The sequence below is a fragment of the Amycolatopsis thermoflava N1165 genome, from assembly GCF_000473265.1.
GTDB classification, from domain to species: Bacteria; Actinomycetota; Actinomycetes; order Mycobacteriales; family Pseudonocardiaceae; genus Amycolatopsis_E; species Amycolatopsis_E thermoflava.
In genome coordinates, this window is sequence record NZ_KI421511.1 from 7,248,245 (window position 1) to 7,271,731 (window position 23,487).

Annotated in this window: 23 protein-coding genes; 8 read left to right on the top strand and 15 right to left on the bottom strand. The window is 72.4% G+C overall.

The window, feature by feature from the left end:
- Window positions 1-30 precede the first annotated feature (30 nt).
- Complete coding sequence (gene kynU / locus AMYTH_RS0135975; RefSeq protein ID WP_027934280.1) at window positions 31-1,197, top strand: kynureninase; 1,167 nt, start codon at window positions 31-33, stop codon at window positions 1,195-1,197.
- A gap of 362 nt (window positions 1,198-1,559) precedes the next feature.
- On the opposite strand, the gene AMYTH_RS0135980 is transcribed toward kynU, so the two are convergent.
- The 5 genes from AMYTH_RS0135980 to AMYTH_RS0136005 all read right to left on the bottom strand — a co-directional run bounded on the left by AMYTH_RS0135980 (window position 1,560) and on the right by AMYTH_RS0136005 (window position 6,219).
- Complete coding sequence (locus AMYTH_RS0135980; protein WP_027934281.1) at window positions 1,560-2,180, bottom strand: VOC family protein; 621 nt, start codon at window positions 2,178-2,180, stop codon at window positions 1,560-1,562.
- 137 nt (window positions 2,181-2,317) lie between these two features.
- Window positions 2,318-3,013: a response regulator gene (locus AMYTH_RS0135985; RefSeq protein ID WP_027934282.1), complete on the bottom strand. Its 696-nt coding sequence runs from the start codon at window positions 3,011-3,013 to the stop codon at window positions 2,318-2,320.
- Window positions 3,010-4,518, bottom strand: coding sequence for a GAF domain-containing sensor histidine kinase (locus AMYTH_RS0135990; RefSeq protein WP_051362915.1), 1,509 nt, complete (start codon window positions 4,516-4,518; stop codon window positions 3,010-3,012). The genes AMYTH_RS0135985 and AMYTH_RS0135990 overlap by 4 nt, the downstream gene beginning before the upstream one ends.
- A gap of 20 nt (window positions 4,519-4,538) precedes the next feature.
- Entirely contained in the window at window positions 4,539-4,952 is a 414-nt protein-coding gene (locus tag AMYTH_RS0135995) for a pyridoxamine 5'-phosphate oxidase family protein (protein ID WP_228685103.1), read from the bottom strand.
- 448 nt (window positions 4,953-5,400) lie between these two features.
- The gene (locus tag AMYTH_RS0136005) at window positions 5,401-6,219 is read right to left on the bottom strand and encodes an inositol monophosphatase family protein (protein WP_027934285.1); all 819 of its coding nucleotides are present in this window, start codon (window positions 6,217-6,219) and stop codon (window positions 5,401-5,403) included.
- A gap of 57 nt (window positions 6,220-6,276) precedes the next feature.
- Here AMYTH_RS0136005 and AMYTH_RS0136010 point away from each other — a divergent pair, with 57 nt between their 5' ends.
- A complete protein-coding gene (locus AMYTH_RS0136010) occupies window positions 6,277-6,780 on the top strand; it encodes an FBP domain-containing protein (protein ID WP_027934286.1) in 504 nt (167 codons plus the stop codon).
- A gap of 270 nt (window positions 6,781-7,050) precedes the next feature.
- On the opposite strand, the gene AMYTH_RS0136015 is transcribed toward AMYTH_RS0136010, so the two are convergent.
- Window positions 7,051-9,642 carry a bifunctional FO biosynthesis protein CofGH gene (locus AMYTH_RS0136015; RefSeq protein ID WP_027934287.1) on the bottom strand — a complete coding sequence of 864 codons (2,592 nt, stop codon included), beginning with the start codon at window positions 9,640-9,642 and terminating at the stop codon, window positions 7,051-7,053.
- A 147-nt stretch (window positions 9,643-9,789) separates the two neighbouring features.
- Here AMYTH_RS0136015 and AMYTH_RS0136020 point away from each other — a divergent pair, with 147 nt between their 5' ends.
- Window positions 9,790-11,376, top strand: coding sequence for an IS1634 family transposase (locus AMYTH_RS0136020; protein ID WP_027934288.1), 1,587 nt, complete (start codon window positions 9,790-9,792; stop codon window positions 11,374-11,376).
- 40 nt (window positions 11,377-11,416) lie between these two features.
- On the opposite strand, the gene AMYTH_RS0136025 is transcribed toward AMYTH_RS0136020, so the two are convergent.
- Complete coding sequence (locus AMYTH_RS0136025) at window positions 11,417-13,018, bottom strand: RecQ family ATP-dependent DNA helicase (RefSeq protein WP_027934289.1); 1,602 nt, start codon at window positions 13,016-13,018, stop codon at window positions 11,417-11,419.
- Window positions 13,019-13,069: 51 nt separating this feature from the next.
- Here AMYTH_RS0136025 and AMYTH_RS0136030 point away from each other — a divergent pair, with 51 nt between their 5' ends.
- Window positions 13,070-13,600, top strand: coding sequence for an NUDIX hydrolase (locus tag AMYTH_RS0136030; protein WP_027934290.1), 531 nt, complete (start codon window positions 13,070-13,072; stop codon window positions 13,598-13,600).
- A 104-nt stretch (window positions 13,601-13,704) separates the two neighbouring features.
- On the opposite strand, the gene AMYTH_RS0136035 is transcribed toward AMYTH_RS0136030, so the two are convergent.
- Window positions 13,705-14,031 (bottom strand): hypothetical protein, encoded by a 327-nt coding sequence (locus tag AMYTH_RS0136035; RefSeq protein ID WP_020423074.1) that lies wholly within the window; start codon window positions 14,029-14,031, stop codon window positions 13,705-13,707.
- An 83-nt stretch (window positions 14,032-14,114) separates the two neighbouring features.
- On the opposite strand from AMYTH_RS0136035, the gene AMYTH_RS0136040 reads away from it, so the two are divergent.
- Window positions 14,115-14,519, top strand: a complete 405-nt coding sequence (locus tag AMYTH_RS0136040; protein ID WP_027934291.1) for a four-helix bundle copper-binding protein — start codon at window positions 14,115-14,117, stop codon at window positions 14,517-14,519.
- Here AMYTH_RS0136040 and AMYTH_RS0136045 read toward each other — a convergent pair.
- Genes AMYTH_RS0136045 through AMYTH_RS0136055 form a run of 3 tightly spaced genes read right to left on the bottom strand, consistent with a single transcriptional unit; the run spans window position 14,511 to window position 17,717 of the window.
- Entirely contained in the window at window positions 14,511-16,037 is a 1,527-nt protein-coding gene (locus AMYTH_RS0136045) for a glycoside hydrolase family 13 protein (protein ID WP_027934292.1), read from the bottom strand. The genes AMYTH_RS0136040 and AMYTH_RS0136045 overlap by 9 nt on opposite strands.
- The gene (locus AMYTH_RS0136050; RefSeq protein WP_027934293.1) at window positions 16,034-16,474 is read right to left on the bottom strand and encodes a hypothetical protein; all 441 of its coding nucleotides are present in this window, start codon (window positions 16,472-16,474) and stop codon (window positions 16,034-16,036) included. The genes AMYTH_RS0136045 and AMYTH_RS0136050 overlap by 4 nt, the downstream gene beginning before the upstream one ends.
- Window positions 16,475-16,511: 37 nt before the next feature.
- Window positions 16,512-17,717 (bottom strand): site-2 protease family protein, encoded by a 1,206-nt coding sequence (locus AMYTH_RS0136055; RefSeq protein WP_027934294.1) that lies wholly within the window; start codon window positions 17,715-17,717, stop codon window positions 16,512-16,514.
- 147 nt (window positions 17,718-17,864) lie between these two features.
- Between AMYTH_RS0136055 and AMYTH_RS0136060 the strand changes: the two genes are divergently transcribed.
- Window positions 17,865-18,254: a hypothetical protein gene (locus AMYTH_RS0136060; protein ID WP_020423069.1), complete on the top strand. Its 390-nt coding sequence runs from the start codon at window positions 17,865-17,867 to the stop codon at window positions 18,252-18,254.
- Window positions 18,251-19,480, top strand: coding sequence for an erythromycin esterase family protein (locus AMYTH_RS0136065; protein WP_084022747.1), 1,230 nt, complete (start codon window positions 18,251-18,253; stop codon window positions 19,478-19,480). The genes AMYTH_RS0136060 and AMYTH_RS0136065 overlap by 4 nt, the downstream gene beginning before the upstream one ends.
- A gap of 440 nt (window positions 19,481-19,920) precedes the next feature.
- Here AMYTH_RS0136065 and AMYTH_RS0136075 read toward each other — a convergent pair whose 3' ends face one another.
- The 3 genes from AMYTH_RS0136075 to AMYTH_RS0136085 all read right to left on the bottom strand — a co-directional run bounded on the left by AMYTH_RS0136075 (window position 19,921) and on the right by AMYTH_RS0136085 (window position 21,637).
- Window positions 19,921-20,826 carry a PfkB family carbohydrate kinase gene (locus tag AMYTH_RS0136075; RefSeq protein ID WP_228685104.1) on the bottom strand — a complete coding sequence of 302 codons (906 nt, stop codon included), beginning with the start codon at window positions 20,824-20,826 and terminating at the stop codon, window positions 19,921-19,923.
- A 90-nt stretch (window positions 20,827-20,916) separates the two neighbouring features.
- On the bottom strand, window positions 20,917-21,087 hold the full coding sequence (locus AMYTH_RS49710) for a hypothetical protein (RefSeq protein WP_167344627.1): 171 nt from the start codon (window positions 21,085-21,087) through the stop codon (window positions 20,917-20,919).
- Window positions 21,088-21,163: 76 nt separating this feature from the next.
- The gene (locus AMYTH_RS0136085; protein ID WP_027934297.1) at window positions 21,164-21,637 is read right to left on the bottom strand and encodes a hypothetical protein; all 474 of its coding nucleotides are present in this window, start codon (window positions 21,635-21,637) and stop codon (window positions 21,164-21,166) included.
- A 48-nt stretch (window positions 21,638-21,685) separates the two neighbouring features.
- On the opposite strand from AMYTH_RS0136085, the gene AMYTH_RS0136090 reads away from it, so the two are divergent.
- Window positions 21,686-22,279: a TetR/AcrR family transcriptional regulator gene (locus AMYTH_RS0136090; RefSeq protein ID WP_027934298.1), complete on the top strand. Its 594-nt coding sequence runs from the start codon at window positions 21,686-21,688 to the stop codon at window positions 22,277-22,279.
- On the opposite strand, the gene AMYTH_RS0136095 is transcribed toward AMYTH_RS0136090, so the two are convergent.
- Entirely contained in the window at window positions 22,276-23,478 is a 1,203-nt protein-coding gene (locus tag AMYTH_RS0136095) for an FAD-dependent oxidoreductase (protein ID WP_027934299.1), read from the bottom strand. The genes AMYTH_RS0136090 and AMYTH_RS0136095 overlap by 4 nt on opposite strands.
- Window positions 23,479-23,487: the final 9 nt, after the last annotated feature.

Here is a 23,487-nt window from a genome sequence, read left to right on the forward strand (position 1 = left end):
AACACAGGGCGATAGAGAGAAAGGGACACGATGTCGCTGCGAGACGAAGCGGCCGAGCTCGACGCGCTGGACCCGCTGGCGGGCAAGCGGGCGGAGTTCGATCTCGACCCGGACGTGTCCTATCTGGACGGAAATTCACTGGGCGCCCCGCCGCGCGGGGTCGCGCCGCGGCTCGCGGAGGTCGTCGGCGAGCAGTGGGCCGGGCGGCTGATCCGGTCCTGGGACGAAGGCTGGTGGGACGCGCCGGAGCGGATCGGCGACCGCATCGCGCCGTTGATCGGGGCGGGGCCGGGCCAGGTGGTGGTCGGCGACTCGACGACGGTGAACCTGTTCAAGGCGGTGGTCGCGGCGGCGCGGTTGAACCCGGGACGGCCGGAGATCCTGGTCGACGCGGGCACGTTCCCCACGGACGGCTACATCGCCGAGAGCGCGGCGCGCATGACCGGTCACTCCGTGCGGCGGGTGCCGGTCGGGACGCTGGCGTCGGAGGTCGGTCCGCGCACGGCCGTGGTGCTGGTCAACCACGTCGACTACGTGACCGGGGAGCTGCACGACCTGCCGGGCATCACGGCGGCGGTGCACGCGGCCGGGGCGGTCGTGGTGTGGGACCTGTGCCATTCGGTGGGGGCGGTGCCGGTGCCGCTGGACGCTGCCGGTGTCGACCTGGCGGTGGGGTGCACGTACAAGTTCCTCAACGGCGGGCCCGGGGCGCCGGCTTTCCTGTATGTGGCACGGAAGTGGCTCGACGAGTTCGACCAGCCGCTGACCGGATGGGCCGGGCATGCGGATCCGTTCGGGATGACCCCGGCTTATGCCGGACGGGCGGGAATCAGCCGCGGCCGGACCGGGACGCCGGACATCCTGTCGATGCTGGCACTGGACGCCGCGCTGGACGTATGGCGCGACGTGACGATCGACCAGGTCCGCGCGAAGGGGCTCGCGCTGGGGGACTTCTTCCTGCGATGCCTGGACTCCCTGGTGCCGGGCGCGCGGGTGGTGACGCCGCGGTCACACGCGCGGGGGAACCAGGTGTCGGTCGCGTGGCCGGACGCCAAGGCGGCGATGGGGAAGCTGATCGCGCGCGGGGTCATCGGGGACTTCCGGCCGCCAGAGGTGCTGCGGTTCGGGTTGGCCGGGTTGTACGTGCGGTACGTGGACGTGCTGCGCGCGGCGGAGGAGTTGCGTGGGTTGCGGTAGGGGGTGATTGGCCGGTGGGGTTCGTGGTGGGCGGTGAGGGGGTCGGTCGCGCGGCGTTGAACGGTCATTTCAACGATGCGCGAGGTGGGGTCAGGGTGGAGCCGCGGTGGTTGAAAGGTCCTTTCAACCGGGTGTGAGGGAGCATTTCGGGCGAGGGGCGGGGTCGCGGGGTGGGGCCGCACGCAGGCGGCTCGGCGCTGCGGCGAGGCGGCGCGGTGAGGTGCGGCGAGGCGCCGCGGCGTGCAAGCGAGGCACCGCGGCGTGGCGCCCCGGCCCGCAAAGCGAGGCACCGGCGAGACACCCGCGGCGTGGCGCCCCGGCGCGCAAGCGAGGCACCGGCGAGACAGCGCGGCGCCCAAGCGTCAGTCCCGCCCCTGCCAGGTCGTGACACACGCTTCGTTCCCCTCGGCGTCGGCCAGTACCCAGAATGCCGGTGCCGCCTCGTCGGAGCGTAGGACGCCTCCGGCGGCGAGCGCGCGCTCGATCCGGCGCGGCGCCTCGTCGTGGGGGACGGACACGTCGATGTGCATCCGGTTGCGTTGGGGGCGCGGGGCGTCCATTTGCTGGAACCAGATCGACGGTCCCTGACCCCGCGGGTCGACCACCTCGGGCGGTCGCGGGCCGTCGACGTAGTCCATCACCGCCCGCCAGAACGGCACGATCCGCGCGGCGTCGAGCGTGTCGATCGCGATTTCCAGCACCTGCGCGTCCCCCGGAGACGGCTCGTATCCCAGATCCCGGACCAGCTCGGAGATGCGCCGGGCCAGGCCGATCTCCCGCGCGGTCACCGGGGCGAGCGCCAGCCTTACCCGACCGGGCCGGATGTCGACCGCCACCTCGTCCGCCACCGACAGCACCCGCTGCGCCACAACCCCCGCGTCGCGCGCCGACGGCACCGACACCGCTGTCGACAAACCCGCCAGGACGTACCGCCAGCCGGCGTCACGTACCGCGTCCGAGATCTCCGCCCCAGTGAGCCCCATCCGGCGAAACCTACCCCCACCGTCCACAACAGACAATAGTTGGCCGGAGCAGCGGGAGGGGTGGGAGGCCGCTGCTCCGGCCGGTTATCTCAGCTCGCGGCGACCGGCGCGGCCGAGAATCTTCTGTTCTGACCTCTTCACCTTCGCCGATCACGTGCGCCGCGAACAGGGTCCAATGGCCCTGTTTGCCGACGGGAAATGTCACGCCGCCGGGTGGCGTACACGGCGGCTTCGGTGCGCCGCTCGAAGCCGAGTTTGTGCAGCACCGACGACACGTAGTTCTTGACCGTCTTCTCGGCCAGGTGCAGCTGCTCGCCGATCTGCCGGTTGGTCAGCCCGTCCGCGATCAGCTCCAGCACCCGCCGCTCCTGCGGGCTGAGCTGCGCATACCCCGGATCCGCCGCGCCCCCGCCGCGCATCCGGTTCAGCACCGTGGCGGTCAGCTCCGGGTCCAGCAACGACGCACCCGCCGCCACCCGACGGACCGCGTCCACCAAGTTCATCCCGGACACCTGCTTCAGCAGATAACCCGCGGCACCAGCCATGATCGCCCCGAACAGGGCCTCGTCGTCCGAGTACGACGTCAGCATGAGGCACGCCGGCGCCGGCTCCACCGACGACCGGATCTCGCGGCACACCCCGATCCCCTCGCCGTCCGGCAGGCGCACATCGAGGATCGCCACGTCCGGCGTGAGCGGCGGAATCCGGTGCAGGGCCTCGGCGACGGTGCTCGCCTCACCGACCACCCGGATGTCGCCTTCGGACTCCAGCACGGTCCGCAAACCGGTCCGCACCAGCTCGTGGTCGTCCAGCAGGAAAACCGAGACCGTCATCGCACCCTCCCCGCGCCGTTGAGCTCGGCCGTCCACACGAGCTTCGTCCCGCGCTCGCCGCTCCGGGCGACCGAACAGCGACCGCGCCACCGCGCCGCCCGCTCACCCAGGTTGACCAGCCCGCTGCGCCGCCCGGGCTCGTCCGGGATTCCGACACCGTCGTCGGTGACGGTCAGCGTCAGCGACCGGCCGGCCAGGTCCACCGCCACCTCCACCGACACCGCCTCTGCCTTGGCGTGGCGGGCGACGTTCGACAACGCTTCCCGCACCGTCGCCGTGAGGTCGGCGCGCACCGGGGGCGGCACCGCCGAATCGACCGGCCCGGTGAACCCGAGCCGGGGCGTGAACCCGAGTGCGGGCGTGCAGTCCTGCGCCAGCCGCAGCAGCTCCGCGCGCACACCTTCGGCGGCCTCGTCGGGCTGGGTCAGCGAGAAGATGCTGTTGCGGATCTCGCGGATGGTGCGGTCCAGCTCCTGCACGAAACCGCTCAGCCGGTCCGCGACCTCGGGCTGCGTCACGAGCGGCCGCAGCCCCTCCAGGCCCAGCCCGGTCGCGAACAGCCGCTGGATGACCAGGTCGTGCAGGTCGCGGGCGATGCGGTCGCGTTCGGTGAACACGGCCAGCCGCTGCCGGTCCTCCTCGGCGCGGGCGAACTCCATCGCCAGCGCCGCGTGCCCGGCGAACGTGCTGGCCAGGGCGACCTCGTCGTCGGTGAACGGCTCGGCGCCGCCGAACTTCGCGACCAGCAGCACGCCGAGGGTCTCCCCGCCGACGATCAACGGCACGGCGACCGCCGAGTCCAGCTCGGTGACCTGCTCCGGCATCCGGATGTTGACCTTGGCCTGCTCCTTGGCGGCGTAGCGGCCGTAGTTGCGCACGACCACCGCTTCCCCGGAGCTGAACGCCGCACCGCTGGCCGTGCCGTCGACCGGCACCGTCAACCCGGCCAGGCCGGGCGGGGCGTCCTCGCCGGCGGCGACGACCTCGAACACCAGCGTGCCGGGGTCGTCCTCGCGCGGGACGGCGACCGCGGCGGCCGTGGCGCCCGCGACCGCCCGGGCGTGCTCGGCGATCAGCCGAAGTGTGCGCTGCGGGTCCTCGCCGGTCAGCAGGGCCGCGGTGACCTCGTGCGAAGCCTCCAGCCAGCGCTCCCGGCTGCGCGTCCGCTCGTACAGAGTGGCGTTGTCGATCGCCATGCCGGCCGCGGCGACGAGCGTGACCACGGCTTCCCGGTCGCCACCGGTGAACCCGCCCTCCTTGCCGGTGAGCCGCAGCTCGCCGAACCGCCCGCCGCGGGCGTGCAGCGGCATGGTCAGCGACGCGCCGGGCGCGGCCGGATCGCCGGCGCGCACGGGCGCGGCGTCCGGCACCTGGATCACGGCGTGCGCGGCGCCGGTGAGGTCGCACGCGCTGGTGACGATCTTGGACAGGATCTCGGGCAGGCTGAGGTCAGCCGCGACCCCGACGACGGCCTCGACAAGTCCGCGAACGCCCGGTCCGATCACCCACTGCCCTTCCGGCAGCCCTACCCCACGAGCCGCCGACCCGAGACTACTTCCAGCGGGATGCGGATCCAACGGTCATCGGCGGTGCTCGCCGGCCACGCCCTGGCGCGTTCCCGGGTGGCCCGCGCCCGGCCGAGCACCGTCACCCACCAGCCGGACCCGAGGTCCGGGGCGAAGGCGTCGGCCTCGAACGCGACCACCCCGTCGTGCGCCGCGGCGAACAGCGGGCTCGCGGCGGGCGCGCCGAAGTTGACGGCGTCGTCCGCCAGCACGAACCGGACCGGCTGGACGGCGGGCAGACCGCGCGTGGTGAACACGACCCGCCCGATCCCGGCGGTGGCGAGCAGCTCCAGGCACTGCGCCCGCCCCAGCACTTCCAGTCCGAACGGATCGAGCATCGGAGCGACCGGTCTTTCGCGCGCGGGGAACGTCACGGCCACCACGATCACCCCGGCCGGTGATGGACGGTAGGGCCATTGGACCCGGGGGATCCGGGTCTGCCAGGGATGGTCGCGGCGGGCGGTTGGCGGTGCCGGGGCAGCGGTGGGTGGCGCGGGTTACGGCGGCGGTGCGGCGCCGGGGTTGGTGAGGTTTGGGTTGCGGCGGCGGTGTCGGGACAGCGGTGGGTGGGCGCGGGTTGCGGCGGTGATGCTGGAGCTGCGGTGGGTGAGGAGCGGGTTGTTTTGCAGGGGCTGGGCGCGGGTTGCGGCGGGGAGGGCGGAGCCGCGGTGTGGTTGTTAACGGGGTGCCGGTGGGGCCGGTCTCGCCGGGGATGATTGCGGCGTTGTCGACCGGGGTGCGGGGTGCGGCGGTGGATGCCGGGTCCGCGGTGGGTGCGGTGTGGGTCGTGTCGGGGTCGCCGCGGGTGCCGGTGGGTCCGGTCTAGCCGAGGACGGTCGCGGCGAGGTCGTCGGCCAGTGCGCGGCTCGCGGCGGCGATTCCGGACCAGCGGCGGGTCAGGTCCGGGTCGATCTCAAGCGGGCGGCCGCGCACGTCGATCACCGCGCCGCCGGCCGCGGGCACCGTGACCATCGCCGTCGCGAGGTCGACCAGCCGGTGGGTGTCCGAGCCCGGGTCGCAGAACGCGTCCACCGAGCCCTCGGCGACCAGCGCGCACTCCAGCACCGTGGTGGACAGGATCCGCACGCGCTGGGCCTTGTCCGCGACGCGCATCCAGGCCTCGGCGTTGCGCTTGTGCGGGCGGAGCAGGTTGACCGTCGCGCCGGTCAGGGCCGTGCGGCCGGTGGTGCGGAACGGGACCGGCTCGCCGGCGCGGGCGTGCCAGGCGCGGCCGGTGTCCAGCCACACGGTGAGCGCCTCGGTCGCCCGGCCGTCGACCGCGACCGTGCCGCCGAAGCAGCTCAGCGGCACCCCGTTGGCGGCGTTGTTGGAGCCGTCGACCGGGTCGACGACGAGCGTCACCGCGGAGCCGTTGTCGACGAAACCGACCTCCTCGCTGAGCAGGTTGACGCGGTGCCGGTCCGCCTCCTCGGCGATCGCGGCCTCGACGATCTCGTCCACGCGCATCGTCGGGGTGCCGTCCGCGCCGTCGGCGACCTTCTCGGCCAGCTCCGCGCGGGTGTGCCTGCGGCGGGCGTCCCCGTAGGCGGCGCTGGCGGCGCGGGCCATCGCGGCGAGTGCGGGGTGGACGTTCTCGGGAAGGCCCGGGGCGGGCACCGGCCACGCGATCTTCGTGCTCATCACACTCGATCCTAAATGACTTGCCCGGTCACGGCGGTGCGACGGATCATTCCCGCCGTGCAACCCCTTGACGAGAACCGCATCCGCAAGTCGTTCGTGAACTGCTCGAAGGGGGAGGCGCAACGGCTGGCGCTGCCTGCGGGACTGGCCGGGCTCGACTGGTCCGAAGTGGACTTTCTCGGGTGGCGGGACCCGCGTGCCGCGCAGAACGCCTACCTCGTCGCGCCTTACGGGGACGAGGTGGTCGGGGTGGCGTTGCGGGCCGCGGCGAAGCACCGGAGCTCCGTGAAGTCCTCGCTGTGTGCCTTCTGCGGAACGATCCACGCGGCGACGAACGTGTCGCTGTTCGCCGCCCGGCGGGTCGGCGCGGCAGGGAAGCAGGGCAACACCGTCGGCACGTACGTGTGCGCCGACCTGGCCTGCGGGCTGTACCTGCGGGGCAAGCGCCGCCCGGCGGTGCACAACCCGGTGGACCGCGCGCCGCTTGCGGAGCGGGTGGAGCGGATGCTGGCCAACGTGGCGCGCTTCCTGGACGAGGTGACGACCGACAACGCCGGCTGACGCCGCGGTGCCCGGAGGGGTGAACCACCGCGGGTACGGGGAACCACTGCCACAGGTGGGGAACTCGATGCCGGTGAACTCGCCGCGCACGGAGCGCGGCGGCACGGTCAAGGGCGAACTCGCCGCGCCAGCTGGCAAAACCCGCTCGGCGGCAGGGGGACCCTGTGCGGCGCGTGGTGGTTGCGGCGGGTGGAGGAGCGGACTCGGTGCGGCGCGGGGAGGGGCGGGGAGGGGCGAACACGGCGGCGCGTGTCCGCCCCTCCGCAGCACTCAGCTCACGATCGGCAGCGACAGCGGCCGGCGGACGGCCTGCGCGACGCCGTCGGAGGCGAGCGCCGCCGCCACGCGGTCCGGCGATGGGCGGCCGTACGTGGTCGTCCGCTGGACCAGCGGGCGGCCGATCGGGGCGACCATCGCCTCCAGTTCGCTGATCGTCTTGTACGAGCCGTTGTCCGCGCCCGCCATGCGGCTGATCGTCTCCTCCATCAGCGTGCCGCCGAGGTCGTTCACGCCGCCGTTCAGCACGTCCCGGCAGGTGTCCTCGCCCAGCTTCACCCACGAGCACTGGATGTTGTCGATCAGGCCGTGCAGCAGGATCCGCGCCAGCGCGTGCACTGCCCGGTTCTCGCGCTTCGTCGGGCCCGGGCGGGACAGCCCGGCCAGGTAGATCGGCGCGTTCTGGTGGATGAACGGCAGCAGCACGAACTCGGTGAACCCGCGCCGACCGGTCTTCTCCAGCGCCCGCCGCTGCAGGTCGGCGATCAGCTTGATGTGCCCGACCCAGTGGGCGGGCGTGTCGACGTGCCCGTACATCATCGTCGAGGTCGTCGGGATGCCCAGCTCGTGCGCGGTCGAGATCACCTCGATCCAGCTCGACGCGGGCAGCTTGCCCTTGGTGAGCACCCATCGCACGTCGTCGTCCAGGATCTCGGCCGCCGTGCCCGGCAGCGAGTCCACACCGGACTCGTGCGCGCGCGTCAGCCAGTCCCGGATGGACAGGTTCGTCCTGGACGCGCCGTTCACGACCTCCATCGGGCTGTAGGAGTGCAGGTGGATGTCCGGCTGCCGCCGCTTCACCTCGGCCGCCAGGTCGAAGTACGCCGTGCCGGGCATGTCCGGGTGGATCCCGCCCTGCATGCAGATCTCCGTCGCCCCGGCCTCCCACGCCTGGTCGACGCGGTCACCGACCTGCGACAGCGACAGCGTGTAGGCGTCGGCGTCCGTGCGGCGCTGCGCGAAGGCGCAGAACCGGCAGCCGGTGTAGCAGACGTTGGTGAAGTTGATGTTCCGCGTCACCACGAACGTGACGTCGTCGCCGTTGACGTCCCGGCGCAGCCCGTCCGCCAGCGAGGCGAGTGCCTCCAGTTCGGCGCCGTCCGCGTGCAGCAGCGCCAGAGCGTCCTCATCGGACAGACCGGCCGGGTCGCGTTCCGCGCGGCGCAACGCTTCCGCGATGTCGGTGTCCATCCGGCGCGGCGCGGTCGGAACCTGCGAAGCGAGTTCCTTCCAGTCGCCGTACACCGAGTCGAAGTCGCTGCGCCGGTCCTCGGTGCGACCCGTGGTGTCGACCTCGACGTGCAGGTCGGTGCGGCCGGTGCCGGCCTGGTCCTGCCAGCCGCCGTCCGGCTCCTGCCACGGGCGGCCCTCCAGGACCGCGTCCTCGCGCGCCAGGCCGGTCTTCGGATCGGCCAGCGCGGCGACGTGCCCGGCGACGCGCGGATCCAGCCACGGCTCACCGGCGAGCAGGTACTCGGGATAGATCGTCAGCCGCTCGCGCAGCGTGTAACCGGCCTTCTCGGTCTGCCGGGCCAGCTCGTCGATCTGCGGCCAGGCGCGCTCGGGGTTGACGTGGTCGGGCGTGAGCGGCGAAACCCCGCCCCAGTCGTCGATCCCGGCACGCACCATGAGGTCGTACTGGCTGCCGATCAGGTTCGGCGGCGCCTGGATGCGCATCTTCGGGCCGAACACGAGCCGCGCGACGGCGATCGTCGCGGCCAGCTCCTGCAGGTCGGCGTCCGGCGTGGCGCGCATCTTGGTGTCCGGCTTGGCGCGGAAGTTCTGCACGATGACTTCCTGGATACCGCCGTACTGGCGCGCCACCTTGCGGATCGCGAACAGGGCGTCCGCGCGCTCTTCGTAGTTCTCGCCGATGCCGATCAGGATGCCGGTGGTGAACGGCACGGACGTCCGGCCGGCGTCCTCCAGCACCCGCAGCCGCACTGCCGGGTCCTTGTCCGGCGAGCCGTAGTGCGGGCCGCCGCGCTCGCTCCACAGCCTGGTCGCGGTGGTCTCCAGCATCATGCCCATCGACGGCGCGACCGGCTTGAGGCGCTGCAGGTCCTGCCAGCTCATGACGCCGGGGTTGAGGTGCGGCAGCAGACCGGTCTGCTCCAGCACCAGGATCGCCATCGCGCGCACGTAGGACAGCGTGTCGTCGTAGCCGTGCGCGTCCAGCCACTCGCGGGCCTGCTTCCAGCGGTCCTCGGGGCGGTCGCCGAGGGTGAACAGGGCTTCCTTGCAGCCCATCGCCGCTCCCTGCCGCGCGATCTCCAGCACCTCGTCCGGCGACAGGAACGGGGCGTCCAGTTTGCCCGGAACCGTCGCGAAAGTGCAGTATCCGCAGCGGTCGCGGCACAGCCGGGTGAGTGGGATGAACACCTTGCGGCTGTAGGTGATGACGCCTTCGCGGCCGGCTTCGGCCAGTCCGGCGTCGCGAACTCGGGAGGCGTGCTCGGACAGCGTTTCGAGGTCTTCGTCGCGCGCGTGCAACAGCACGGTCGCCTCGGTGATGTCGAGGGTCTTGCCGTCGCGGGCACGGGCCAGCGCGCGGCGCATCGCGGAGGCGGTGGGAGCGGATGCCATACCGGAAACGCTAGGACCGGCCCGGCCCGCGGTGCCAGGACCAGACCGCGCAAGATCGGCCACACCGGGTGGCGGGAACCCTGTTTCCGCTGCTCACCACGGCCGTGGTCGTTGCGCCGCGGCCGGTGCCGGCGTATTACCTAAAGTGTGGCTTCGGTGATCGGCAAGCGGGTCGGCGGCAAGACCTACTACTACCTCGCGCACACCGGGCGGGTGAACGGCGCGCCGCGGATCACGTCGCAGCGTTATCTCGGCACCGCCGAGGACATTGCGGCAGCTCTGGACGGTGCGGCCGGTTCACCCGACGGTACGCGGCACCTGGCGTTCGGTGACGTCGCTGCCGTCTGGTCCACCCTGGAGCGGCTCCAGGTGCGCTCGGCGATCGACGATGTTCTCGGATCGCGCAGGGCGAAAGTGTCGATCGGGACGTACTTCGCGTTGTCGGTGCTGCACCGCGCGACCGCGCCGGGCACGGATCTGGCCCAGTGGTGGGCGGAGAGCGCGGCGAGCCGGTTCGTGCGGCCGCGGATCGCCGCCGCCGCCGTGCAGGACGACGAGTTCTGGCGCGCCACGCGGCGGCTGACGCGGGCGCAGCTGGAGCGGATCGAGGAGGCGGTGTCCGCGCGCGTGCGGGAACAACTGCCGGAGCCGATCCTGCTCGCGGTGGACGTGCCGAACTTCGCGACCTACGCGGAATCGGAAACCGCGGCGGCGTCCCCGGCCGGGTTGAGCACGGTGGTCACGCGGGACGGCGCGATCCCGCTGGCGTCGAGCGTGTACCGCCGGGAGGGCGCGGTGCCGTTCGGGGTGTCGGCCGACCGGCTGGCGTCACGGGTGGCCGGCCCGGTGACGCTGGTGTTCGAGACGGGCCAGCACGCGCAGCTCGACCTCGACGACGGCAGGCACTTCGTCGGCGCGTTGCCGCTGGGCGACTACCCGGAGCTGCTGGCGCGCCCGGCGTCGGCGCGCCGGTCGGTCGGCCCGGATCGCTTTGCCGGGGTGACGGCGCTCGACACGCACGCCGTGGTGTCCGGCACGACCCGGCGGGTGGTGCTGACGCACTCGGCGAAGCTGCACGCGGCGCAGGCGCGCGGGTTCGCACAGGCGCTGAGCAGCGCGACGCGGCAGCTCGACGGTCTCGCGCTGGCGCTGGCGGCGGGCACCAACCGGCGGCCCCGCGAGCAGGTGCTGACCGAGATCGCGCGGATCACCCGGGTGCGGTGGGTCGACCGTGTGCTGTCCACGCGGCTGACCGGCACGCGCCCGTCCGAGCTGCGGCTGGAGTGGCGGGTCGACGAGAACGCCCGGTCGCGCCTGGACGAGGAGTACTTCGGCAAGCAGCTGCTGGTGACCGACCACGACTGGCCGGTCGCCGACGTGATCACCGCGTACCGGGCGCGCTACCACCTGGACTCGACGTTCCGGCAGCTCAACGGCCCGTTCGTGGCCGCGTCCGCGCCGCGGCGGCACTGGACCGAGCACCGGATCGCGGTGCACTCGCTGGTGAGCGTGCTGGCGACGGCGGTGACGCACGTGATGCGGCAGGAGGCTGACCGGGCCGGGCTGGACCTGTCGGTGCGTGAGCTGCTGGACCTGCTGTCGCGCATCGGGGAGACGGTGCTGCGGTACCCGTCGACCGGCGGCCGCCCGCGCACCCGGCGGCTGCTGACCTGCCGGGACGCGGTGCAGCAGAAGCTGTTCGACCTGTTCGGCCTGGACGCCTACGCGCCCTGAGCGCGGAACTCGCGGCTATGCGGGACTCGCAGCGCTGATCTCACTCCTCGGTCAGCAGGTGTTTTTCGCGGACCGCGGGCAGCGACAGCGAGCGGTAGCCTGCCTCGTCGAACAACACGGTGACCTTCTCGGCCTCCCGGCGCACGACCTGGCCGGTGCCCCACTCCGCGTGGCGCACCGACGCGCCGGGCTGGAACTCGCCGTCGGACGGGGTCAGCTCGGCCGCCGTGCCCGCGTCGCAGGTGTCGCAGAACCCGCACGGTTCGTCCAGCGTCTCGCCGAAGTAGCCGAGCAGGAACTGGCGGCGGCACGCGGACGTCTCGGCGTACTCGCGCATCACCTCGACGCGGGACCGGTCGAGCTTCTTGCGCTGCTCGGACACCTCCGCGGCGCGCTCGGTCGCCTCCTCCGGATCGGTGTCGGCGTAGCTGAACTTCCCCTGCCCGGTCTCCTCGACCAGGCCGGTCTGCTCCAGCAGGTTCAGGTTGTTCATCGTCCGGCGGTGCGACTGGTCCACCTCGCCGTCGATCTCCTGCGGGCTGGCCGGGCCGTCCTGCTCGCGCAGGGACTCGGCGAGCTCGGCGATGCCGTCGTCGTCGAAGCGCCGCGCGGTGAGGAACTTCTGCATGCCCAGGTCCTCCGGCCGGTAGAACAGCAGCGCGTCGGCGCGTTCGCCGTCCCGGCCGGCGCGGCCGATCTGCTGGTAGTACGAATCGACGGAATCCGGCACCGACGCGTGCACGGCGAACCGCACGTTCGGCTTGTCGATGCCCATGCCGAACGCCGACGTGGCGACGACGACGTCCACCCGGTCGGCGAGGAAGTCCTCGTGCACGCGCTTGCGGTCGGCCGCCTTCATCCCGGCGTGGTAGGCCACCGCGCCCAGCTCCTCGGCGTAGCGCTCGCTGTCCTTGCGGGTCGTGGCGTAGACGAGGCCGGGTTTCTCCGCGTCCCGCACCCACTGCAGCACGGCGGCGCGCTTGTCCTCCTCGGTGGTGGCGCGGTGCACCGCGAGGTGGAGGTTCGGCCGGTCGAACCCGGACACCACGCGCACCGGGTCGCGCAGGCCGAGGTGCTCGACGATGTCGTCCCGCACCGGCCCGCCCGCGGTGGCCGTCAGCGCTAGCACGCGCGGGCGCCCGAGCCGCTCGATGGCGTGCCCGAGCCGGAGGTAGTCCGGGCGGAAGTCGTGGCCCCACGCGGACACGCAGTGCGCCTCGTCGACGACGAACAGGCTCGGCCGGATCTCGTCGAGCTGCTCCAGCACCTCGTCCTTGGCCAGCTGCTCCGGCGCGAGGAACAGGTATTCGGCGTCACCGCGGGTGACCGCGTCCCAGGCCTTGTCCGTGGTGCGCGCGGGCTGCGTGGAGTTGACCGCGACCGCGTCCGGGGCGTCGCTGTCCTCGATCTGCCCCACCTGGTCCCGCTGCAACGCGGTCAGCGGCGACACGACGAGCGTCGGTCCGTCCATCAGCAGCGCGGGGATCTGGTAGATCGCGGACTTGCCGGATCCGGTCGGCATGACGGCGAGGACGTCGTGCCCGTCGAGCAGCGCTGCCATCGCGGTCAGCTGGTCGTCGCGCAGCTCCGCCCAGCCGAAGGTGTCGCGTGCGGTCCGGCGGAGTTCGTCGTGTCTGGACACCGGCGGGGTGTTCCCGCATCCGTGGGGCCGGAAACGTCGTAGGCTGCGGGCATGCTGGAGGGGTACACCGCACGGGACGAGACCGAGAACGCCGACGTGGCACGGATCCGGGAGGTGCTGGCCACCGCGGCGGACCCGTTCTCGCGGCAGATTCCCTTGCACGTCACGGGATCCGCGGTGATCGTGCACCCGGAGAGCCGCCGCGTGCTGCTGCGCTGGCACCAGCGTCAGCAGGCGTGGCTGCAGGTCGGCGGGCACGGCGACCCGGGTGAGACGGACCCGCTGGTGATCGCGCTGCGGGAAGGGCGCGAGGAGACCGGGCTGACCGATCTGCGGCCGTGGCCGACCGCGGACCTGCTGCACGCGGTGGTCGTCCCGGTGCCCGCGAAAGGCGCCGAGCCCGCGCACGAGCACGCGGACCTGCGGTTCGTGCTGGCGACCGGGCAGCCGGAAGCGGCGCGGCCGGAGAAGCCGGACGCGCCGCTGAAGTGGCTTCCGCTCGACGAAGCGATCGACGCCGTCTCGGAGGACAACCTGCGCGAGACGCTGCGCCGCGTTCAGGAGCGGCTCCAGGTGTGCTGATCCGGGGATGTTGGTGACGGGCTGACACAGGCCACTCACACCAACGTCGCCGCTGAGCGAGCCACGCCGCTACCACCGCGACCGCGGGGGCGGGTGGAGCTGCTCTAGGAGCGTCCCCGGTGCGGGGTCTGGTCGGCGACGCCGTGGCGCAGCGGGGTGTTCGGCTCGGCCGCCGTCTGCTGCTTGGCGGGTGAGCCCCCGGCGTGGCCGGTCACCTCGGGGATCTTGGTGTGCTCGCCGTGCGACGGCTCGGCGCCCTCGTGGAGCTGGCGCTTGCGCACGCGCATCAGCTCCAGCACCGGCAGCCGGTTGGCGTGCTTCAGCTCGTAGGACATCAGCTGGTCGAGCTGCTCCTCGTCGAGCGACCGGATGCGGTGCTGCAGCGACGCCAGTGGCAGCTCGTCGTACTCGGGCAGCGGTAGTTCGGACATGTGCCAAGGCCTACCCGGGCCGCGCCCGCGCAAACGGTTGGACGCGGCCCGGCCGGGTATGCGCCGGGGGAGAGGAGGACGTGATGACCAACGCCCTGCGCATGGTGCGGACCCACCCCGCCGACCTGGGCGGCCTCGACCCGGAGGCCATCGCCGCGTGCCTGGAGGAGTGCGTGTCCTGCGCGCAGACTTGCACGGCCTGCGCCGACGCCTGCCTGTCCGAACCGGATCCGGCTCCGATGGTGCGGTGCATCAAGCTCGACCAGGACTGCGCCGCCGTGTGCGCCGCGACCGCCCAGGTGCTGTCCCGCCGCGGTGACCCCGCCGGAATCGTCTCCGAGCTGCTCGCGCTGTGCGAGAAGGCCTGCCGGGCGTGCGCCGAGGAGTGCGAGAAGCACGCCCGGCACCACGAGCACTGCGCGGTGTGCGCGGAGGCCTGCCGCAGCTGTGCGGACGCCTGCCGGCAGTTGCGCCAGCACCTAGGTTGACAGCCACACGGCGGAGTCGGGGGCGAGTTCGTCCGCCGGTTCGGCGCTGGCCAGCAGGATCTTCCGGTGCGGCGGCAGCGCGACCGGTGCCGAGCCCAGGTTGACCACGCACACCACTCCCGGCTCGCGCCGGAAGGCCAGCACGTCCGGCGCACTGTCCAACCAGGACAGTTCCCCGTCCCCGAGTGCGGGGTGTTCCTTGCGGATCCGCAGCGCGTCCCGGTAGAGGCACAGCATCGAGTCCGGGTCGTCCTCCTGCGCGGCGACCGTCTTCGCGGCCCAGTGCGCGGGTTGCGGCAGCCACGGCGTGCCGGCCGAGAACCCGAACGGCGGCTCCGAGCCGGACCACGGGAGCGGCACCCGGCACCCGTCGCGACCGCGTTTGGTGTGCCCGGACCGTTCCCACGTCGGGTCCTGCAGCACCTCCTCCGGCAGGTCCTCGACCTCCTCCAGCCCCAGCTCCTCGCCCTGGTAGAGGTATGCGCCGCCGGGCAGCGCGAGCATCAGCAGCAACGCGGCACGCGCCCGCGGCAGCCCGCCGCCGTACCGCGTGACGTGCCGTTTGACGTCGTGGTTGGACAGCACCCAGGTGGCCGGCGCGCCCACCGCGGCGAGCGCGGCGATGCTGGAGTCGATCACCGACCGCAGCTTCGCCGCGTCCCACGGGCAGCGCAGGAAGTCGAAGTTGAACGCGGTGTGCAGCTCGTCCGGCCGCACGTACCGGGCCAGCCGCCGCGGGCTGTCCACCCAGGCTTCGGCCACGAAGATCCGGTCGTCGCCGTAGTGGCGGGCGAGTTCGCGCCAGGACCGGAAGATCTCGTGCACGCCGGGCCGGTCCCAGTGCGGATGGTCGCTGCGGTCCGGCGGCTCGACCAGGCCCTCGTGGTCCAGGCCGAGGTCGGGCAGCGCCGGGTCCTTGACCATGCCGTGCGCGACGTCGATGCGGAACCCGTCCACCCCGCGGTCGAGCCAGAACCGCAGGACGTCCAGGAACTCCGCGCGCACCTCCGGGTGGTCCCAGTTCAGGTCCGGTTGCGCGGGGTCGAACAGGTGCAGGTACCACTGGCCGTCGTCGACCCGGGTCCACGCGGACCCGCCGAAGACGCTGCGCCAGTCGTTGGGCTCGTCGCGGAACACGTACCGATCCCGCTCCGGCGAGCCACGCCCGGCGGCCAGCGCGGCCTGGAACCACGGGTGCCGGTCGCTGGTGTGGTTGGGCACGATGTCGACGATGATCCGCAGGCCGTGCCGGTGCGCTTCGTCGATCAGGGCTTCGGCGTCGGCGAGCGTGCCGAACACCGGGTCGATGTCGCGGTAGTCGGCCACGTCGTAGCCGCCGTCCGCCATCGGGGACGGGTACCACGGGGTGATCCACAGCGCGTCCACGCCGAGGCCGGACAGGTAGGGGAGTTTCGCGCGGAGGCCGACCAGGTCCCCGACACCGTCGCCGGTGCCGTCCGCGAAGCTGCGGATGTAGACCTGGTAGATGACGGCGTCCCGCCACCACTGGCCGCTCACGTCTGCGGCAGGTCGTGGGCCCAGGACACCAGGTGGATCAGCGCGTCGATCTGACCGCACGGATCCGGGTCCCCGGCGATGAACTCCAGCTGCGCCGCCAGCCCCGCGCCGTCCTGGTTGAGCTCGGCGAGCACGGCGCGCAGGACGGCCCGCAGCGGCGGCTGCAGGTCGTCGATCGGCACGGCCTCGTCGGTCTCGTCGGACAGGGCGATGGTGAACAGGTCCGCGCCCTCCGGCGCCGCGCGGGCCCGCACCTCGCGGGCGATCACCGCGACCAGCTCCGCGCACAGCGGCCGGAGCAGGCCGGCGTCCGGCGCGTCGGCGCCGATCATCCTGGGCAGCACGCGGGACACGGAGTCCAGGTCGTGCCGGTCGAGGCCGTCCACGAGCTGATCGGCCAGGCGCCGCACGTCTCGCTGGGTGTTTTCGTGGCTCATCGGAAGCGAGGATTCCCCTGCTCGGAGGTGCCGAAACTCACGGCCAGCGTTGGGCGGCCGGACGGCCCAGCGGCGGGCTGGACGGGCTGCGCGCGACCGCGACGTCCGCGCCGCCGTGCCAGTCCACGCCGAGACCGCGCAACGTCACCGCGCGGCTGATGTCGGACGGCGACACGATCCCGACGAGCCGGTCGGCGTCGAACACCAGCGCCCGCCCGTCCGCGCACCCGGACATCCTCGGCAGCAACGCCAGCAGCGGCTCGTCCGGGGTGGCGCGCGGGATTTCCGTTGGCGGGCAGGCGATTTCCCCGAGCAGGGCGTTCGGGCGCTGCTCCGGCGGCACGGCCCGCATGCGGGTCAGCGTGACGAGCCCGGCGAACCGGCCGACCGGGTCGACGAGCGGGTAGGCCGAATGCTGGCGCAGCATGGCGTTGTCCCGCAGGAAGGCCGCCACGGTGGTGGCGGCGGGCGCGGTGGCCGGGCGCATGGTCATCACGTCCCGCACCCGCATCGCGGCGAGGCTGGTGCCGAGTTCGGCGTCGCGTTCTTCGGCCAGCGCCAGGTTGACGATGAACAGCCCGACCAGCAACGGCCACACGCCGAGCCCGATCGGCCCGCGGAGCAGGGTCACCACGCCGAGGGCGCAGACGGCGAAGCCGAGGACGCGGGCGGCGCGGGCGCTGCCGAGCGTGGCGCGGTGCCGGTCGTGCCACGCGGCCCACAGGATCGACCGCAGCACGCGGCAACCGTCCAGCGGCGCCACCGGGATCAGGTTGAACACACCCAGCACGAGGTTCAGCACCGCGAGGTAGCCGAGCACCGCGCCGGACAGCGAATCGCCCATCGGCGACGTCATCCAGGTGGCGAAGCCGAAAATCGCCGCCAGCAGCAGGCTCATCAACGGTCCGGCGAACGCGACGCGGAACTCCACCCCGGGCGACCGCGGTTCGCCGCGCAGCCGCGTGACACCGCCGAGCAGCCACAGGGTCACCTCGCGGACCTCGAGGCCGGATCGCCGCGCGACGAGTGCGTGCGGGAGTTCGTGGGCGCACAGCGACACCACGAACAGCGCGGCGGTGATCAGGCTCGCCACGATGTAGGCGAACACCCCCTGCACCGGCGCGAGTGGCGCCCACTGGGTGAACGGCAGTGCCACGACCAGCACCCCGGCCATCGCGAAGACGCTCCAATGCAGACCCACCCGGATGCCTTCGAACCGGCCCAGCCACACGGTCGTCGCCATCGCCCACTCCCCTCTCGCGCGTAAGTCCCCGTGAACACCTACCCGCGTTGATCCTCCGTTGAACGTTTTGCCCGGCACGGTTTGGTTTCGGGGCGGAAGGGGAAAGCTGAACCAGTACGACCGGCGTCAGACAGGGGACCGGCGAAGATGGACGTGTCACGGAACAGCGAGGTGGCGGCCAGCTGCGGCGGGCTGGCGGAACAGGCCCAGCTGGCGACGCGCGGGTTGTACCACCGCGCCTCCGGGGTGGGCGGCGAAACCGGCATCGACGGCGCCGCGGAGATCTACCAGGTGCTCGGATCGCTCAAGTTGCTCTCCCAGAACGTCGCCCGCAGTCTGCCCGAACTAGGCACGTGGCTGGAACGGCAGCTGTGGCTGGGGAACCTGGATGTGCCGGGTGATCAGGGCGGGTACGAAACGCTGATCACGTCGGTCTTCGACGCCACGGCCGCGCTGGCCAGGGCGCAGGAGGTCACGGTGCGGTTGTGCCAGGAGCTCGCCACCGCGCAGGCCGCGGCCAAGGAGCTCTCGTATTGACCCCGCGCGAGGACGCCATCGGGCTGCGCCGGGTGGAGGACCTCGACCCGCTGATCGACCGCGTCGGCGACGCGCGTTTGGTCCTGCTGGGCGAGGCTTCGCACGGCACCGCCGACTTCTACCGGTGGCGGGCGGAGATCACCAAGCGGCTGATCGTGGAGCGGGGCTTCTCGTTCGTCGCCGTGGAGGGCGACTGGCCGGACTGCCACCGCGTGCACTGCTGCGTGGCGGGCGGGCGCGGTGATCCGGAGGCCGTGCTGTCCGGTTTCGACCGGTGGCCGCGCTGGATGTGGGCCAACGACGACGTGGTGGAATTCGCCAGGTGGCTGACGGCGTACAATGCGGCGCGGTTCGGCGACCGTCCGGTGGGTTTCCATGGTCTGGACGTCTACAGCCTGTGGGATTCGCTGCGGGAGATCCTGGGGTACCTGCGCGAGCACCAGCCGGGCCAGGTGGAGACGGCGCTTTCCGCGATGCGCTGCTTCGAGCCGTTCGCCGAGGACCCGCACGACTACGCGTACTCGACGCGGCTGGTGCCGGAAAACTGCGAAAGCGACGTGCTGCGGCTGCTCGCCTCGCTGCGGGAGACCGGCGATGTGCCCGGTTTGGACGCCGGTTTCGTGGCGCGGCAGAACGCCGAGGTGGTCGCCGGGGCGGAGCGCTACTACCGGACGATGGTCCGCGGCGATGTCGAATCGTGGAACGTGCGGGACGAGCACATGACCGACACGCTCGACCGGCTGCTGGAGGCGTACGGCCCGTCGGCGAAGGCCGTGGTGTGGGCGCACAACACACACGTCGGCGACGCGCGGGCGACGGACATGGCCGCGGCCGGGATGCTGAACGTGGGGCAGCTGGTGCGGGAACGCCACCCCGGCGAGTCGTTCACGGTGGGCTTCGGCACGCACCGGGGCACCGTGATGGCCGGCTCGCGGTGGGGCGCGCCGCCGGAGGACATGCCGGTGCCGCCCGCACGGGAGGACACCGTGGAGTCGCTGCTGCACTCGGCCGTCCCCGACACCGATTCGCTCTTCCTGCTCGATGAGGCCGGTGAGTGGGCCTCGCAGGTGCGGGGACACCGGGCGATCGGCGTCGTGTACGACCCGCGGTCGGAGTGGCGCGGGAATTACGTGCCGACGATGCTTTCGCGACGGTATGACGCGTTCTTGTTCTGCGATTTCTCCAGCGCCGTGGTGCCCTTGCATGCTCCGGTGGGGGTTTCTTAGCCGGCCACCTGTCCGCCACCCGGCAACGAAAAGCAACCACCCCACGAGCCAGCCCCCTCCCGCAACCCGATCCCCAGCCAAATCGGTTGCCGAGCCACCGGGTCAAGGCACGCTTTCCCGCCTTGACGCGGTGTCTCGGCAACCGAACACTGAGAGATCGGGTTCGGGAGGGCACTTCTCATCCGGGCGAAGCGAAGCGAAGCCGGCGCCCTGAACACCCGCGTAGCGGCCCTAAGGCTCCCGAGGAGCAGGCAACTCCGGCAAAGGAGTGTGCGCGCGGCAGTTGGTGCACACCAGCAGGGTCGCCAGCGGCTCGTCGGCCTCGTTGACGAGTTTGGCGATGCGCAGGGCGGAGTAACCGCATTCTTCGCACGGCACGGGTGGCGCCGCGCGGTCCGGGGCTATCAGTATCCGGGTTGCCGGTCTGGGCTGGCTGAGGGTCATGGCTGCTTCCGCGACTCGAGGATGCCGGGGGTCAGCCGGGGTCGGCCCCCGGCGTGTTCGGTTGTGCTCGCCGCTGCCTCGACCGCCGCTCGTGCGGCGGTGCGCAGGTCCTGTCCGCGCGACAACGCGCAGGTCAGGGTCGCGACCAGGGCATCTCCCGCACCGGTGGTGTCGACGACGTGCGCGTCGCCGTGCGGGAGGAACTCGTAGCCGGCCCGGCTGACGAACACGTTGCCGTGACCGGCCACCTCAAGTACTGCCAAGTCGAGCCCGTGCGCGAGCAGCATAACGCCCGCTTTGACCCCTTCGGCCACATTCTCGACGGGCTGTCCGGTGAGAATTTCCGCCTCCCTGGCGTCGGCGCGGAGGACGTCCGCGCACGGCAGCAGGTCCTTGTCCGCGGGCACACCGTCCAGCACCACCCGGGCGCCGGCTTCGCGGGCGAGCCGGGCCGCGGCCATCGACGCCCGGGCCGGTTGCTGCAATTGGACGATGACCGAGGATGCCTCCCGGAGCAGTGCGGCCGAGGAGAGCACATCGTGTTCGGCCACCTGCACGTCTTCGGGGATGTCCTCCAGGTAGCGCCACTGGCCGTGGTCGTCGACGACGTTCACGACGAGCGCCGACCGGGCGTGTTCCCGCACCACGCAGTGCGAGACGTCGATGCCATCGGCGGCGGCGTGGGTCAGCAGGTCGTGCCCGGCGCGGTCGTCGCCGACCACCGCGAGCAACGCGACCGGCACACCGAGCTGGGCGACGCCGACGGCCTGGTTCGCGCCCTTGCCGCCGAGCACCTCGTCGCGGGAGCGCACCGCGGCCGACGTCCCGGCCTCCGGGGCGTCACCCACGCGCAGGACGAGGTCACGGGCGATCTGCCCGACCACGACCACCTCTGGTGTCACGGCCGGAGCAGTACCCGATACCGATTCGCACTAATCAACCCGAACGGGCGGCACCCGTTCGCGACGCGCTGACCTGCGCTTTCCCGCCCGTCAGGGGGCGACGGCGACCTCGCCGGTGAGAGCGCCTTCCAGCGGCTGCGTCGCCTGTTCGTCCTCGGGCCGCGCGTGCCGGCCGCGGGCGGCGTGCCTGGCTTCGGTGACGAGGGCCGGACCGCCCCACTTCAGGTCCGTGCCCGCGTCGTCGATGCGGTGCCTGCCCATGGTTTCCCTCCCCGATCGAGCGCTGACGCCGGGATACCCCCTGGCCGTTCCGCATACACCTCCCCCTGGCGGGTGGTCAGCGGCGGCGTTTCCGCACGGTGGCGGCGAAGGTTGCGGCGGTGACGAAGCCGTAGGCGAGGTGCGGGACCACGTCGCCGGCCCAGTCGGCGAAGCTCCAGCGGCGCGGGTCGGTGATGCGCAGAACGGTCATCGGCCCGTTGGCGGCGACCAGTGCGGCGCCGGTCGCCGCGAGGCCACCGGTGAGCGTGCCCGGTCGCCAGCCCGCGCCGTGCGCCGCCCCGTAGGCGGCGCCGACCGCGGTTCCGGTGAGCAGCCCGAGCAGCCCGCCGATGCCGCTCTCCCGCGCCTTTTTCCGCTGCTCGTCGCCGGGGATGTGGACGCCGACGAGGTGCGTGACCTGCTCGACCGTCTGCTCCGGGGTCGAGCTCGCCGGCCGCCCGCGGACGGCCATGTCGGCGTAAGTCACGGCGTTCAGCGCGGTGGCCCCGGCCGCCCCGGCGGCGGCGCCCCGCAGGATCGAAGACAGCATTCCGGGCGGATACCCGGCCGCTCGGACGGCAACCTCTAGGATCGGGGCATGTCCCGGCCGACGACCTTCACCGAGCGTGCCCGCCGGGAGCAGATCATCGAGTGCACCATCGACCTGATCTCGACCAAGGGCTACCGCGGCACGTCGCTGTCCGCCATCGCCGAGGCGGCCGGGATCTCGAAGGCCGCGGTGCTGTACCACTTCTCGTCGAAGGAGAATCTCGCCCAGGCGGCGCTGGAGCAGGTGTTCGAGCAATTCGGCGACTACGTGCGGGCCCGCGTCGACCGCCAGCCCGACGCCCGGTCCGCGATCACTGCCTACGTGCGAGCCATGATCAGCTACCAGTCGGCGCACCGGCGGCACGTCCGGCTCATCACCGAGGTGCTGCTCGACGACGCGAACGGGACGAAGCTCAAGGCGCCCGGCTCGCACGACGCCGGCGGCCGCTGGCAGGGCCTGGCCGAGCTGCTGGAGGACGGCCAGCGCGCCGGGGAGCTACGCGAGTTCGACACGACGACGGTCGCCCTGGCCATCGGCGGCGCGATCGACGGTGTGGTGTCGCACTGGCTCGCGCACCCGGAACTGGACCTGGACGCGGCCGCCGACGAGGTGGAGCGGTTCGTGCTGGCGGCGATCACCTAACGCCGCGCGAAGGCCGGCGCGTGTTCCGGCCGGACGCCGATCCCGCCGAGGTAGGCCGCGACCACCGCGAGGAGCGGGAACCGCTGCACCGCGCGCAACGGGGGCGGCACGCGGGTCAGGGTGCCCTCAAGTGCCGGCTTCAGCAGCATCTCGTGCTCGCCGAGCTGGGCCCGCTGCGCCACTCGCGTCGGCCACTCACGTCGCTTTTGGACCTTCGCCAGATCCTGTGTGGACACCCGGCCCGCGGACAGCGGGCCGGCGAGGATCCGGGCGGCCGCCACGGCGTCCTGCACCGCCAGGTTCACGCCCACCCCGCCGACCGGTGACATGGTGTGCGCGGCGTCGCCGAGGCACAGCAGACCGTCCACGTGCCACTGCGGCAGCCGGCCCATCGAGGTTTCCAGCAGCTTGACGTCGTCCCACGACCGGATCTCGTCCAGCACCGCACCGTCCCAGCCGAACAGTTCCGCGAGCCGCCCGCGGAACCAGTCGAGGCCGCGGGCGCGCAGCCGGGCGTCCTCGCCCTTCGGGATGAGGTACGAGGTCTGGTGGTAGTCGCCGCGGTCCATCGTCACCGCGACCTGCCCGTTGCCGAACACACCGAACACCCGGCCGTCGCGTTCGTCGTGCGGGGGCGCGGGAATCCGCACCTGCCACACGTCCATCGGCAGCGGGAACTCGTCGGGACGCAACCCGGCGGCCTGCCGCACCACCGAATCCCGCCCGTCGCAGGCGACCACCAGGTCCGCGGACAGCTCACCATCGCCGTCGGAGTCCCGGTAGGTCACCCCGGTCACGCGGCCGTCCGTCCTGCGCAGACCGGTCACCTCGGTGCCCATCCGCAGGTCCAGCGGCTCGGCCGCGGCCAGCAGGTCGAGGAAGTCCCACTGCGGGACCATCCTGATGTGCTTGTGCCGTCCGGGCAGGCGGCCGAAGTTGGCCGCCACCACGGTTTCCCCGGCCACCCGCATCCGCATCTCGGTCAGCTCGGGGCCCGGCAGCTCGGCGAACTTCCGGCCCAGGCCCAGCTCGTCCAGAAGGCGCAGAGTGGACGGATGAACGGTGTCCCCGCGGAAGTCGCGCAGGAAATCCCGGTGCTTCTCCAGCACGGCCACCTTGACTCCGGCCCTGGCCAGCAGGACGCTGAGCATCACCCCGGCCGGGCCCCCGCCAACAACGCAGCACGTCACGTGTTCCATGCGGACGAT